This is a genomic window from Streptomyces sp. BYX5S (assembly GCF_054724165.1).
Map to the genome: position 1 here is coordinate 1,688,651 of NZ_CM138829.1, position 13,612 is coordinate 1,702,262.

The 13,612-nt window shown below is 72.2% G+C and carries 14 protein-coding genes; 9 read left to right on the forward strand and 5 right to left on the reverse strand.

What is annotated here, in order from left to right; all coding sequences use genetic code 11:
• Positions 1–19 precede the first annotated feature (19 nt).
• Positions 20–1,816 carry an AMP-dependent synthetase/ligase gene (locus ACYBSK_RS07575; protein ID WP_460245579.1) on the reverse strand — a complete coding sequence of 599 codons (1,797 nt, stop codon included), beginning with the start codon at positions 1,814–1,816 and terminating at the stop codon, positions 20–22.
• Positions 1,817–2,129: 313 nt separating this feature from the next.
• Here ACYBSK_RS07575 and ACYBSK_RS07580 point away from each other — a divergent pair, with 313 nt between their 5' ends.
• The 6 genes from ACYBSK_RS07580 (at position 2,130) to ACYBSK_RS07605 (ending at position 7,241) form a co-directional block, all read left to right on the forward strand.
• Positions 2,130–2,891 (forward strand): metallophosphoesterase family protein, encoded by a 762-nt coding sequence (locus ACYBSK_RS07580; protein ID WP_457476094.1) that lies wholly within the window; start codon positions 2,130–2,132, stop codon positions 2,889–2,891.
• A 92-nt stretch (positions 2,892–2,983) separates the two neighbouring features.
• Positions 2,984–3,421 (forward strand): SRPBCC family protein, encoded by a 438-nt coding sequence (locus tag ACYBSK_RS07585; protein ID WP_457476095.1) that lies wholly within the window; start codon positions 2,984–2,986, stop codon positions 3,419–3,421.
• Between the two features lie 187 nt (positions 3,422–3,608).
• Positions 3,609–4,709, forward strand: coding sequence for an ArsA family ATPase (locus ACYBSK_RS07590; protein ID WP_460245580.1), 1,101 nt, complete (start codon positions 3,609–3,611; stop codon positions 4,707–4,709).
• A 68-nt stretch (positions 4,710–4,777) separates the two neighbouring features.
• Positions 4,778–5,233 (forward strand): DUF5304 domain-containing protein, encoded by a 456-nt coding sequence (locus ACYBSK_RS07595; RefSeq protein ID WP_457476097.1) that lies wholly within the window; start codon positions 4,778–4,780, stop codon positions 5,231–5,233.
• 225 nt (positions 5,234–5,458) lie between these two features.
• Positions 5,459–6,412, forward strand: a complete 954-nt coding sequence (locus ACYBSK_RS07600; protein WP_457476098.1) for an ROK family glucokinase — start codon at positions 5,459–5,461, stop codon at positions 6,410–6,412.
• 67 nt (positions 6,413–6,479) lie between these two features.
• On the forward strand, positions 6,480–7,241 hold the full coding sequence (locus tag ACYBSK_RS07605) for an endonuclease/exonuclease/phosphatase family protein (protein WP_457476099.1): 762 nt from the start codon (positions 6,480–6,482) through the stop codon (positions 7,239–7,241).
• Here the strand turns inward: ACYBSK_RS07605 and ACYBSK_RS07610 are convergent.
• From ACYBSK_RS07610 to ACYBSK_RS07625, 4 genes are all read right to left on the reverse strand, one after another.
• Positions 7,238–8,239 carry a CU044_5270 family protein gene (locus ACYBSK_RS07610; RefSeq protein ID WP_460245581.1) on the reverse strand — a complete coding sequence of 334 codons (1,002 nt, stop codon included), beginning with the start codon at positions 8,237–8,239 and terminating at the stop codon, positions 7,238–7,240. The genes ACYBSK_RS07605 and ACYBSK_RS07610 overlap by 4 nt on opposite strands.
• A complete protein-coding gene (locus tag ACYBSK_RS07615) occupies positions 8,232–8,846 on the reverse strand; it encodes an RNA polymerase sigma factor (RefSeq protein ID WP_460245582.1) in 615 nt (204 codons plus the stop codon). The genes ACYBSK_RS07610 and ACYBSK_RS07615 overlap by 8 nt, the downstream gene beginning before the upstream one ends.
• A 154-nt stretch (positions 8,847–9,000) precedes the next feature.
• Positions 9,001–9,780 carry a hypothetical protein gene (locus ACYBSK_RS07620; protein WP_457476102.1) on the reverse strand — a complete coding sequence of 260 codons (780 nt, stop codon included), beginning with the start codon at positions 9,778–9,780 and terminating at the stop codon, positions 9,001–9,003.
• Complete coding sequence (locus tag ACYBSK_RS07625) at positions 9,707–10,525, reverse strand: alpha/beta hydrolase (protein WP_457476103.1); 819 nt, start codon at positions 10,523–10,525, stop codon at positions 9,707–9,709. The genes ACYBSK_RS07620 and ACYBSK_RS07625 overlap by 74 nt, the downstream gene beginning before the upstream one ends.
• A 265-nt stretch (positions 10,526–10,790) precedes the next feature.
• On the opposite strand from ACYBSK_RS07625, the gene ACYBSK_RS07630 reads away from it, so the two are divergent.
• Genes ACYBSK_RS07630 through ACYBSK_RS07640 form a run of 3 tightly spaced genes read left to right on the forward strand, consistent with a single transcriptional unit; the run spans position 10,791 to position 13,586 of the window.
• Positions 10,791–11,576 (forward strand): lysophospholipid acyltransferase family protein, encoded by a 786-nt coding sequence (locus ACYBSK_RS07630; protein ID WP_457476104.1) that lies wholly within the window; start codon positions 10,791–10,793, stop codon positions 11,574–11,576.
• Positions 11,577–11,619: 43 nt separating this feature from the next.
• Positions 11,620–12,864: a MacS family sensor histidine kinase gene (macS, locus tag ACYBSK_RS07635; protein ID WP_457476105.1), complete on the forward strand. Its 1,245-nt coding sequence runs from the start codon at positions 11,620–11,622 to the stop codon at positions 12,862–12,864.
• 44 nt (positions 12,865–12,908) lie between these two features.
• Entirely contained in the window at positions 12,909–13,586 is a 678-nt protein-coding gene (locus ACYBSK_RS07640; protein ID WP_457476106.1) for a response regulator, read from the forward strand.
• Positions 13,587–13,612: the final 26 nt, after the last annotated feature.

Genomic DNA, 13,612 nt, shown 5'->3' on the forward strand with positions numbered 1-13,612 from the left:
GCGGATGGGACCGGTACCGCTACCCGCGGTAGATCGCCTCGACCTCGTCCGCGTAGTCCTTCGCCACCACATTCCGCTTCAGCTTCAGCGAAGGCGTCAGGTGCCCCGACTCCTCGGTGAACTGCGCGCCCAGAATACGGAACTTCCGGACCGACTCCGCCTTGGACACCGCCGCGTTCCCGTCGTCCACGGCCGCCTGGATCGTGGCCAACAGGTCCGCGTCGTCCCGCAGGGACGCCACCGTCGACCCCACCGGCTTGTCGTGGTCCGCGGCCCACTTCTCCAGGAACTCCTCGTCGATCGTGACGAGCGCGCCGACGAACGGCCGCCCGTCCCCGACGACCATGCACTCGGCGACGAGCGCGTGCGCGCGGATCCGGTCCTCGATGACGGCCGGAGCGACGTTCTTGCCGCCCGCCGTGACGATGATCTCCTTCTTGCGCCCGGTGATCCGGAGGTACCCGTCCTCGTCCAGCGTGCCGATGTCCCCGGTGTGGAACCAGCCGTCAGCCAGCGCCTCCTCGGTGGCACCGGCGTTGTTCCAGTAACCGGTGAAGAGGTGCTCGCCGTGGAGCAGGACCTCGCCGTCGTCGGCGATCCGGACCACGGACCCCGGCAGCGGCTGCCCGACCGTGCCGATCTTCTGCCGGTCCCACGGGTTGAAGGCCGTGGCCGCGCAGGACTCGGTGAGCCCGTAGCCCTCCAGGACCGTGAAGCCGATCCCGCGGAAGAAGTGGCCGAGCCGCTCGCCGAGCGGCGCGCCGCCCGAGATCGCGTACTCGCCGCGCCCGCCGAGCACGGCCCGCAGCTTGCTGTAGACGAGCTTGTCGAACGTCTTGTACTTCAGCTTCAGCGAGAACGAGGGGCCCTTGTCGGTGTCCAGGGCGCGGCTGTACTCGATCGCCGTGTCCGCCGCCTTGTCGAAGATCTTGCCCTTGCCCTCGGCCTGCGCCTTGGCCCGCGCCGAGTTGTAGACCTTCTCGAAGACGCGCGGCACACCCAGGATCAACGTCGGCCGGAACGCGGCCAGCTCATCGGTGAGCTGCTTGATGTCGGGCGCGTGGCCGAGCTTGATCGGGGCCATCAGCGAGGCGACCTCGACCAGGCGGCCGAAGACGTGCGCCACGGGGAGGAAGAGGAGGACCGAGCAGTCGCCGGTGCGGAACAGCGGGCCGAGCCGCGCCACGATGTTGCCGCACTCCGCGAAGAAGCTGCGGTGCGTGAGCACACAGCCCTTGGGGCGGCCCGTGGTGCCGGACGTGTAGACGATGGTCGCCGGGTCGTCGGCCTTGGCGATGGCGCTGCGGTCGTCGACCATCCCGTCGGACAGCTCGGCGCCGGCGGCGCGCAGCTCGTCGAGGCCGCCTGCCTCGATCTGCCACATGTGCCGCAGCTCCGGCAGCCGGTCGCGCACGGAGGTGACGGCCGCGGCGTGCGTGTCCAGCTCGACGAGGATCCCGACCGCCCCCGAGTCGCCGAGGATCCACTGGATCTGCTCGGGCGAGCTCGTCTCGTAGACGGGAACGGTGATCGCGCCCGCGCTCCAGATCGCGAAGTCGAGCAGCGTCCACTCGTAGCGCGTGCGCGACATGAGCCCGATGCGGTCGCCCGGCTGCACACCGGAGGCGATCAGGCCCTTGGCGGCGGCGCGCACCTCGGCGAGGAACTCCACGGACGTGATGTCCTGCCAGGCACCGTCGACCTTGCGGCCGATCACGGCGACGTCCGGGTGCTGCGCGGCGTTTCTGCGGACGATGTCGGTCAGATTGCCGTCCGCGGGGACCTCGTACAAAGCGGGAAGGCTGAACTCGCGCAAGACTGCTGCTCCTCATAGGGCGCCGGCGTCACGACTGGCTGTGATGCTCGGTGCGGTCCAAGATCGGGCAGGTGCTCAGTGCGGCAACGATGCTGTTCCACGTACCCGTTGCTTGAACTGAACACGACTGGACTGCCCGGACGTTACCCACCGGTACTGCTTCTTCGGTAGGGGGGTCGGACCAGATGTACGCTGCGTCACACGTCGCCGCGACTCTTCTCGCACCCTAGTCGAGAAGGCTCCTGACTCGGAAGTAACCGCAGGTCCGGCGGCCTCTACCCATTCTGCGGCCCATCGTCCTAGGGTGATCGCCATGCGCGTACATGTGGTCAGCGATGTGCACGGAAACTCCACCGACCTCGCACGAGCCGGAGACGGCGCCGATGCCCTCGTCTGCCTCGGTGACCTGGTGTTGTTCCTTGATTACGCGAATCACGCGCGCGGCATTTTTCCCGATCTGTTCGGTGTGGAGAACGCGGACCGGATCGTCGAACTCCGCACCGCCCGCCGTTTCGAGGAGGCACGCGCCTTCGGAGCGGAGCTCTGGGCGGGCATAGACCGGGTGCCCGCCATCGAAAAAGCGGTGCGCAAGCAGTACTCGGAGCTGTTCGCGGCGTTCCCCACGCCGACGTACGCCACCTACGGCAATGTCGATATGCCGAAGCTCTGGCAGGAGTACGCGGGACCGGGCACGACCGTGCTCGACGGGGAGCGCGTCGAGATCGGCGGCTGGGTCTTCGGCTTCGTCGGCGGCGGACTGCGCACCCCGATGCGCACGCCGTACGAGATCGACGACGAGGAGTACGCCGCGAAGATCGAGGCCGTGGGCGAGGTGGACGTGCTCTGCACGCACATCCCGCCGGAGGTGCCCGACCTCGTGTACGACACGGTGGCGCGGCGGTTCGAGCGGGGCAGCCGGGCGCTGCTCGACGCGATTCGGCGGACCAGGCCCCGGTACTCGCTCTTCGGACACGTCCACCAGCCGCTGGCGCGGCGGATGCGGATCGGGGCCACCGAGTGCGTGAACGTCGGCCATTTCGCGGGCTCGGGCAGGCCGTGGGCCCTGGAGTGGTGACAGCGGGACCGCACACGCGCGATAGCCTTCATGCGACACACACGCAGGCAGGCACGGCGCACCCCTGACCGGTATCCGGAGGAGCCACGGCGATGGCGGAACACACCAGCTCGAGCATCACGATCGATGCGGCCCCTGCCGACGTCATGGCGGTGATCGCCGACTTCGCCCGGTACCCGGACTGGACGGGCGAGGTGAAGGAGGCGGAGGTCATCGCCTCCGACGCGGCCGGCCGCGCCGAGCAGGTCCGGCTCGTCATGGACGCCGGGGCGATCAAGGACGACCAGACGCTCAAGTACACCTGGACCGGGGAGAACGAGGTGTCCTGGAGCCTCGTGAAGTCCCAGATGCTGCGGTCGCTGGACGGGTCGTACGTCTTGCGGCCCGCGGGTCAGGGCACCGAGGTCACGTACTCCCTCACCGTCGACGTGAAGATCCCCATGCTCGGCATGATCAAGCGCAAGGCGGAGAAGGTCATCATCGACCGGGCCCTCGCGGGTCTGAAGAAGCGGGTCGAGGCGGGCGACTAGGGCCCTTCTGACGGATCAGGCTGGGCCCGGGAGGCTGCTTCGTTCGACCCCGCGACTCCAGCAAGATCCGTCAGAAGGGCCCTGGAGCCCCGCCGGCGATTGAGGCGCGGGGTCCGGGGCGGAGCCCCGAGCCGCCGGTGACGCGCGCCGATCACGGGGGCGCCCGCCACGGGTAACCTCACACACCATGCGCACCCTTCTCGTCACGGGCCCCGGTGGCTCCGGTAAGACCAGCGTCGCCGTCGCCACCGCCCGGAAGGCCGCCCGCCAAGGGCTGCGCGCGAAACTGATCACCGCGGACCCCGTGGCCGAGGCCGACGGCGTCGACGTCGACCGGCTCACCCCGGACGACGCGTTCCGGCGCGACCTCCTCGCCCTCCAGGACCGTGCCGCCTCCGGCCTCGAACTCCTCGGCGCCGCCCGCCTCGACGCCGACGAGGTCACCCCCCTGCCCGGCAGCGCGGAACTCGCCCTGCTCCGCGCCCTGCGCGACAGCGCCGAGGGCCCCCACGACCTGGTCGTCGTCGACCTGCCGGACGCGCCCCGCGCCCTCGCCGTGCTCGCCCTGCCGGAACAGCTCCGCCGCTACCTGCGCCGACTGCTCCCCGCCGAGCGCCAGGCCGCCCGCGCCCTGCGCCCCGTGCTCGGCCGGCTCGCCGGGGTGCCGATGCCCGCGCAGTGGCTGTACGAGTCCGCCGCCCGCTGGGACGCCGAACTCGCCGCCGCGCAGGCCGTGATCGAGGCCGACAGCACCCGCGTACGGCTGGTCGCGGAGCCCACGAAGGCCGCCGTCGAGACGTTGCGCACCACCCGCACCGGCCTCGCCCTGCACAACCTCCCGGTCGAGTCCGTGATCGCCAACCGTCTGCTGCCCGACGGCTCCACCGACCCGTGGCTCGCCGACGCCGCCGCCCGCCAGCGCAAGGTCGTCGCCGAGTGGCCGGGCGCGTACGAGCTGCCGCACCTGGGCCGCGACCCGGACCCCGCCGAACTGGACGTGCCGCTGCCGGCGGCGGTGCCCGGCCCCCGGGCCCCGTGGCCGGTGGAGGACCGGCTCGCCGAGGACGGCGTCCTGGTCTGGCGGATACCGCTGCCCGGCGCCGTACGGGAGGAGCTCAGCCTGGTGCGGCGCGGCGACGAACTGGTCGTGGGGGCGGGGACGTTCCGGCGCATCGTGCCGCTGCCCTCCGCGCCCCGCCGCTGCACCGTCGCCGGGGCGGGCCTCGTCGACGGCGAACTGCGCGTCCGCTTCGCCCCCGACCCGGATCTGTGGCCGCAGACCCGGTGAAGGGTGCCCACCCGTTCGGGTAACGTCGAAGGGGAAACCGGTCCAGCTCTCCGCAGGAGTCAGCCGTCATGAGCGACGCCACCGAGCAGTCCGCCCACCAGGTCGACGCAGACGCCTGGGAGAAGGCGTGCGCCGAGGATCTCCAGGCCGAGCGGGCCCGCCGCAGGGCCGAGTCCGGGCCGCCGCCGGGATCCGCCGCCGAGGAGCTGAGGAAGCTCGTCGACGCCGTCACCGACAAGCTCTCCTCCGTGCAGGCCCCGTTCCTCGGCTCGGTCGCCCAGGGCACCGCCGAACAGGTCGCCAAGCAGGCCGTGCGCCAGGTCCGCTCCGTCGTCGAGCCGGTCATCGACCGCAATGCGGACGTCTTCGACCACCTGGCCGCCGCGGGCAACGAACTGCTCGCCGCCTACCGCTCCGCGGTCGAGGGCCAAGAGCGCCGCTGGACCCAGCGCACCCAGGACCCGCAGCCCCCGACCAAGCCCAAGGACGAAGGCCCTGGCGGGGAGCACATCGACCTGGACTGAACCGGGGCCTGCCGCCGGATTCCCGTCTGCCGGGCGGGGCCCGGGACGCGCATCTGCTGCGTTGTCGTCGGTCGCCGACGCTCCGCGTCGACTTCCTCCTCCGCCTTGCAGCTGCACACCCCGGGCCCCGCCCGGCCGCCCTCCGGGCGAACGACGGGAATCCGGCGGCAGGCCCCCGCTCGGTTAAGGTGGGCCGTAGCGGGGCTCGACCGAACTGAGGGATTCATGGGACTCACCATCGGCGTCGATATCGGCGGCACGAAGATCGCGGCCGGCGTGGTCGACGAGGAAGGCAGCATCCTCTCCACGTTCAAGGTGCCGACGCCTTCCACGCCTGACGGGATCGTCGACGCGATCGCCTCGGCCGTGGAGGGTGCCAGGGCCGGACACGAGATCGTGGGCGTGGGGATCGGTGCCGCCGGTTACGTCAACCGCCAGCGCTCCACCGTGTACTTCGCGCCGAACATCGACTGGCGCCAGGAACCGCTGAAGGAGAAGGTCGAGCAGCGCGTCGGACTGCCGGTCGTCGTCGAGAACGACGCGAACGCGGCGGCCTGGGGCGAGTACAAGTTCGGCGCCGGCAAGGGCCACCGCAACGTCATCTGCATCACCCTCGGCACCGGCCTCGGCGGCGGCGTCATCATCGGCAACAAGCTGCGCCGCGGCCACTTCGGCGTGGCCGCCGAGTTCGGCCACATCCGCATGGTGCCGGACGGCCTGCTGTGCGGCTGCGGCTCGCAGGGCTGCTGGGAGCAGTACGCCTCGGGCCGCGCGCTCGTCCGCTACGCGAAGCAGCGCGCGAACGCCACGCCGGAGAACGCCTCGTACCTGCTCTCGCTCGGCGACGGCACCCCCGAGGGCATCGAGGGCAAGCACATCTCCACCGCCGCCCGCGAGGGCGACCCGGTGGCCGTCGACTCGTACCGCGAGCTGGCCCGCTGGGCCGGCGCGGGCCTCGCCGACCTGGCCTCGCTGTTCGACCCGTCGGCGTTCATCGTCGGCGGCGGCCTCTCGGACGAGGGCGAGCTGGTCCTCGACCCCATCCGCAAGTCGTACAAGCGGTGGCTCGTCGGCGGGAACTGGCGGCCGGTCGCGGACGTGATCGCGGCCCAGCTGGGCAACAAGGCGGGCATGGTCGGCGCCGCCGACCTCGCCCGGGAGCCCGACCCCGTCATGTGACGTACATGTACGCCCGGTGCCCGTCGTTCCCCGTGGGGGCGGCGGGCACCGGCGTATCTTGATCGTCATGGACTCCGGCTCGCACCCCGAACTCCGCGAACTCCCCGGCTCGCGCACCGCATCCGACGGTTCGGCCGTCATCCGCGTCCTCAGCTACAACATCCGCTCGATGCGCGACAGCCCCGTCGCCCTCGCCCGCGTGATGAAGGCCTGCGCCCCGGACCTCGTACTGATCCAGGAGGCGCCCCGGTTCTTCCGCTGGCGCAAGCAGCTCGCCCGCCTCGCCCGCGCCGCCGACCTGGTGATCCTCTCCGGGGGCGGCAGCGCCGCCGGGCCCGCGCTGCTCTGCTCCCTGCGGGCCACCGTCGAGCGCACCGAGGACGTCCTGCTCCCGCTCACCCCCGGCCTGCACCGGCGCGGCTTCGCTACCGCCGTCGTCCGGTTCGGGGGCGCGCGGCTCGGGGTGATCAGCTGCCACCTGAGCCTCCAGAAGGACGAGCGGTACGCACAGGGAGGGATGCTGCTCGACCGGATCGAGGCGATGGACGTCGAGCACGCGGTGGTCGGCGGCGACCTCAACGAGCGGCCCGGCGGCCGCACCTTCCGCCGCCTCGCGGCGGCCCTCAACGACGCGTGGGCGACCCGGCCCTGGGGCGGCGAGTACACCTCGACCCCGGCCGACCCCCACCAGCGCATCGACGCGATCCTCGCCACCAAGGGCATCGAGGTGCTCGGCTGCGGAGTCCCGGACTTCCTGGACCCGGACGAGCTGAGGGCGGCCACGGACCACCTCCCGGTCCTGGCCGCCCTGCGGGTGCCCGCCGCCTAGGGGCGCTGCTTCGCCCTGTCGGTGATCGCCCAGCTGTCCAGGTAGGAGAGCTGGGTGTACGCCTTCCGCTTCGCCCCGTCACCGGAGGTGCGACCGTCCCGGAAGCCCAGGAACTCGTAGGTCTTCGGGTCGAAGACGAAGTAGCTGCCGAAACCGGCGCGCTCGGGGCGGGTCGGGTCCTCGTAGGTGATCGCCACGCCCGTGCGGCCCTTCGCGTCCTTCTGGTTCGGCACCGACGTCACGCCCGGCACCATGCCGAGCGCCTCGTACGCCGCCGGACGCAGTCCTTCCGGCATCACGGGGACCAGCTTGAGCAGTCCGGCGAGACTGAAGTGGATGTCCCACCACTCCTCGTCGGTGATCTGGTCGAGCGAGTCGTTCTTGTCGTTCGGGCCCGACTTGTGCAGCAGCGACAGGATCAGCTTCTCCGGGTCGGTGGGCAGCTTCTCCAGGGTCGTCCAGTCCTGCGGGGGCCACGACGACTCGTTCTTCTTCAGGGGCGGCGCCCACCAGCCCTTGCCGACCTCCATGATCCAGGACCGCTGGGAGCCGTCCACGGAGCGCCAGTTCTCGTCGACGTGGGTCCTGGTCTCGCCCGTCTTCCGGTCGGTCTCCTTGATGATCTCCTTGGTGTAGATGAACTGGTCGTCGCGCGGCGGCGACGTGACCGTCGTCGGGTGCTCGCGCTCGTACGCGGCGGCGCCCGCCAGCACGGTGCGCGCGGACACCGGCCGCACGGTCTGCTGGGTCCTGCCGGAGCCGTCGTCACGGATCGCGACCACCGCGGTCGCCGCGACCACCGCCGTCACCAGCGCGGACGCGGCGATCCGCAGGCCGGGGCTGCGCCACGGCGAGCGGCGGCCGTCCGCCACGGCGAGCAGGCGGGTACGGGCACGGTGGCGCGCGGCGGCGGACAGGGGCGGGGCGTCCCCGTCCCAGGCGCGCAACTCCCGCACCACGGGGTCGAGTTCGCGTTCGTCGAGTGTGCGGTCAGTCATGGGCGTGTGCCTCCCGGAGGGCGGTCGGAGCGGTCGGATCGGTACCACCCAGTGCTTCACGCAATGCGCTGCGAGCCCGGCTGAGCCGTGACCTGACCGTGCCGACCGGTATCCCCAGGGCCTCGGCCGTCTCCTCGTAACTGAGGTCGGTCCAGGCCACGAGCAGCAGTACGTCCCGCTGCCGGGCGGGCAGCGCGGCGAGCGCCGCCGCCAGGTCCCGGCGCAGTCCGCGCGCCCCGGCCCTGGCCACCGCCCGGTCGGCCACCGGCTCCTCGTGCTCGACCGGCTCCGGCAGCCGGGACAGCGCCTTGAAGCGGCGCGCCTCCGACCTGCGGTGCCGGCCGATGAGGTTGGTGGCGATCCCGAAGAGCCAGGGGCGGGCATCGGCCCGGTCCAGGTCGTAGCGGTGCCGCTGCTTGAACGCGGTGGTGAAGGTCTCGGCCGTCAGGTCCTCGGCCGCCTCGCCGCCCAGTCGCCGCGCCGCGTAGTGGTGCACGGCGTCGGCGTACCGGTCGAAGAGGGCGGCGAACCGTTCGGGCTCCTCCCGCGACCGCTCGATCGCCCCGGCGTCGCTCTCTTCGCGCCGCCCCTGGGGTCTGACGGTCATCGGGGCTCCTTTCGTCCGTGTGAACGCCTTGAAGGCTTGGGCTGGTTCACCGGTACTTCGCCGCTCGCCGCGAACGAGTTCCCTCCGGCGCCCCGGTACGACGACGGGGCCCGGCCGGAGTTCTCCGGCCGGGCCCCGTGGGCGTCCAGCGGTGTCAGACCACCGCACCGCGCCCGGGGTCGTCGTCCCCGTCCTCGTCGTCCGGGGACATCCGGGCGACCAGCGTGCCGAAGCCGCCGAGGAAGCCGCCGATGCACAGGGTCGCCAGCCACCACGTCATGTCCCAGCCCAGCAGCACCGCGAGGAGCAGCAGGACCGGGCCGCCGACCACCGCGAGCCAGGCGAACCGGGACGTGACGTCGCCCTCCGGCAGCGGGGGCGGCTCCGGGGGCACGAAGTGGCCCTCGTCGCTCGCGTCGAAGTCGTCGTCCGAGGGCTCGGCCGGGGTGTGGTCGCGCGGGCCGGGCATGGCGGCGACGCCCGGCGCGAAGGAGACCGAGGAGCCGAGGGGGAGCTGCTCCCTCCGGTCGGGCCCCTGGTCGGTCCCCTCGTCCGAGTCCCGCTTCGGCTCGGGGTCCGCCTTCGGGGCCGGATCGTCCTTCGTCGCGGCGCCGTCCCGTGCCGCGGCGGGCCGCTTCGGCTCGTCGTTCGTCTCCGGTTCGAGCAGCGCCAGGTCCTCGACCGACTTGAACGGCTTGGCGCCCGGCGGGTCCGGCGGCTCCTCCCCGTAACCCGCGACGATCGCCGCCCATGCCGCGTCCTCGTCGCGCGGCAGGAAGGGATCGCGCGGCTGCCCGCCGCTGCCGTCCTCGCCGTGCGGCTCCGAGCTGTCCGGTCGCTCGGATCCGCCCCGCTCCTGCTCAGTCACCGCTGGCCGTCCCTTCCGCGCCCTCACCGGGGCCCGACACGCCCTCGCTGGGGATCTTGCCGACATGGGGGGCGAGCCGGCCGAAGAACGCGTGGCTCTCCTCGAAGATCCGGTCCGCGTCATGGTCCAACGTCGCCACGTGGTAGCTCTGTTCCAGCAGGATCTCCGTGACGTCCGTGGACGAGACGCGGCCGAGCACGCGGGCCGAGTCGGCGGGCGGCACCACATGGTCGTTCACGCTGTGCAGCACCATCAACGGCTGGGTCACCTGCGGCAGTTCCCGGTCCACGATCCGGAAGAACATGCGCAGCTGGTGCGCCGCGTGCAGCGGCACCCGGTCGTAGCCGATCTCGATCCCGCCGGGCTTGGCGATGTCGCTGGTGATGCCTTTGACCGTCCGCACGACGTGCCGGGCGACCGGCAGCGCGTACGCGGACAGGCCGTGCACCTTGTTGCCCGGGTTGACCACGACGACGCCCGCGATGTCGTCCCCGTGCTTCGCCGCGAGACGCAGGGCGAGCGCGCCGCCCATCGACAGGCCGCACACGAACACCTGCGAGCAGCGCTCCGTGAGCTCGCGCAGCGCGAGGTCCACCTCCGCGTACCAGTCCTGCCAGGCGGTGACGGACAGGTCCTCCCAGCGCGTGCCGTGGCCCGGCAGCAGCGGGAGCGACACCGTCAGGCCGCGCGCGGCGAGGTACTCGGCCCAGGGCCGCAGCGACTGGGGTGATCCGGTGAATCCGTGACAGAGGAGGACGCCGACCTCGCCGCCGTCGTGGCGGTACGGCTCGGCTCCAGGAAGGACCGGCACCTTCGGTCTCCTGTTCATCAGATGCGGAGGGGGCTCAGGAACGTGGACCTCACGGTACGCGACCGCACTGACACCGACCAGGGTCGTCGGGCCCCGGGAGGGCCCCGCGGGTGCTGTGCTCTCCCGGGGGACGACCCCCGGACCCCCGGCAGGAGGGGCAGGCCGACGAGGGCGGCCGGGACGGACCCCACGAGGCAAAGCGGGTTAAGGTCGGATCCTCGGACTGGTCCGGGTACGAGGTCCGGGCACTAGGGAAGGCAGAGGGTTGATCTACGGCGCAATGAAGGTGGCCATCGGAGGGCCGCTGAAGCTCGGTTTCCGGCCGTGGGTGGAGGGCCTCGAGAACATCCCCGAGGAAGGGCCCGCGATCCTCGCCAGCAACCACCTCTCCTTCTCCGACTCGTTCTTCCTCCCCGCCGTCCTCGACCGCAAGGTCACCTTCATCGCGAAGGCCGAGTACTTCACCACCCCCGGGGTCAAGGGCAAGTTGACGGCCGCGTTCTTCAAGGGCGTCGGCCAGCTGCCCGTGGACCGCTCCGGCTCGCGGGGCGCGGGCGAGGCCGCCATCAAGAGCGGCATCGAGGTCCTGGAGCGCGGCGAGCTGTTCGGCATCTACCCGGAGGGCACGCGCTCTCCCGACGGCCGCCTCTACCGCGGCAAGCCGGGCGGCCTCGCGCGCGTGGCGCTCTCCACCGGCGCCCCCGTCATCCCCGTCGCCATGATCGACACGGAGAAGATCCAGCCGCCCGGCAAGGTGATGCCGAAGCTGATGCGCCCCGGCATCCGCATCGGCAAGCCCCTCGACTTCAGCCGCTACCACGGCATGGAGAGCGACCGCTTCGTACTGAGGGCTGTCACCGACGAGGTGATGTACGAGATCATGAAGCTTTCCGGCCAGGAGTACGTCGACATCTACGCGACCGCCGCGAAGCGGCAGATCGCGGACGCGGAGAAGGCGGCGGAGAAGGCGGCCAAGGCCGAGAAGGCCGAGCGGGAAGCGGCGAAGAAGGCGTCGGAGAAGGCGCTGGAGAAGGAACGGGGCGGCTCGTAGCCGCGTCGTTCCCACAGGTGTGCCGAGGCGGGGGACAGGGGACATGGGGAACACGGTCGGGCGCGATCGGGTCGTGAGAATGTCGGTCGAGCAGCCGCTGTGGCGCGCCCTCGCCGGATACCGCGTGCTGACGCTCGTCTACGCGGCCGGGCTGTTCGCCTCCTCGTACGAGGTGTACGAGCGGCCGTGGATCGGCGTCGCCTACTTCGTGGTCCTCGCCGGGTGGACGCTGGCGACGCTGCCGCAGGTGTCGGGCGCCCGGCGCTGCACCAAGAGGTTCCTCACCGCCGACCTGGCCGTCGCCGTCGTCGGCATCGTGCTCTCGCCGGTCGCCGGGCACGAGCGGGCCCTCACCGGGGGTTCCACGCTGCCGTCGATCTGGACGGCGGGCGCGGTGCTCGCCTGGGCGCTCAAGGGCGGCTGGCGGTGGGCGGCCGGAGCGTCGCTGCTCGTCGGTGTCGCCAACGTGGTGCAGCGCGGCGACATCACCCGCGGCCTGATCCACAGCGTGCTCCTGGTCTGCATCGCCTCCATCGCGATCGGCTACGTCGTCGAGGTGGCCCGCGCCTCCGAGCGCACCCTCGCCCGCGCCCTGGAGATCGAGGCGGCGACGCGGGAGCGGGAGCGCCTCGCCCGCGACATCCACGACAGCGTGCTCCAGGTCCTCGCGATGGTGCAGCGCCGGGGCACCGCCCTGGGCGGCGAGGCGGCCGAGCTGGGCCGCATGGCCGGGGAGCAGGAGGTCGCGCTGCGCACGCTGGTGGCGGGCGGCCTCGCACCGGACTCGCGCGCGGCCGACGCAGCGGCGGGCGACGGGCCCGCGGTCGTCCGCACCGCCGCGGAACTCGCCGGACTCGCCGCGCTCCACGGGGCGGACGACGACCCGGCGGACGGCGCGGGCCCCCGCGACCTGCGCCCCCTGCTCGCCGGGCACGCCGGTGCGCGCGTCACTTTCTCGGAGCCGGGCGCCCCGGTCCCGATGGCTCCCGCCGCCGCGCGCGAACTGGCCGCGGCTGTCAGTGCCGCCCTGGACAATGTGCGTCGGCACGCGGGCGCGGACGCGCACGCGTGGATCCTCGTCGAGGACGAGCCGGACGCGGTGCTCGTGACCGTGCGCGACGACGGGCCGGGCATCCCGGAGGGCCGCCTCGCGCAGGCCGAGGGCGAGGGGCGGATGGGCGTCGCCCTGTCGATCCGCGGCCGGCTGCGCGACCTGGGCGGCACCGCGGAGCTGATCTCGGTCCCCGGCCAGGGCACCGAGGTCGAACTGCGCGTACCGAAGAAGTAGTGGGTGGACCCGCGAGGGTCACGGGGGAAGGCTGGACTGGAGAGATGAGCGCACCGAACGGATCCATCAAGGTCATGGTGGTCGACGACCACCCGATGTGGCGCGACGCCGTCGCCCGCGACCTGGCCGCGGCCGGCTTCGACGTCGTCGCCACCGCCGGGGACGGCGAGCAGGCGGTGCGTCGCGCGCAGGCCGCGGGACCCGACGTCCTCGTCCTGGACCTGAACCTGCCGGCCAAGCCGGGCGTCCAGGTCTGCAAGGAACTCGTCGGGGCCGACCCCCGGCTGCGGGTCCTCGTGCTGTCCGCGAGCGGTGAGCACGCCGACGTGCTGGAAGCGGTGAAGTCCGGCGCCACCGGCTATCTGCTCAAGTCCGCCTCCACGGACGAGCTGATCGACGCGGTCGGGCGCACCGCCGTCGGCGACCCCGTGTTCACCCCGGGCCTCGCCGGCCTCGTCCTCGGCGAGTACCGGCGTCTCGCCTCCGACCCGGCCCCCGCCGGCGACACCGGGGCGGCGAGCGCCCCGCAGCTCACCGACCGGGAGACCGAGGTGCTGCGCCTGGTCGCCAAGGGCCTGAGCTACAAGCAGATCGCCGAACGCCTGGTCATCTCGCACCGCACGGTGCAGAACCACGTGCAGAACACCCTCGGCAAACTCCAGCTCCACAACCGCGTCGAGCTCGTCCGGTACGCCATCGAGCGAGGTCTGGACGACGACTGACCCCGCGCGGGAGAGTGGCCCCCAAC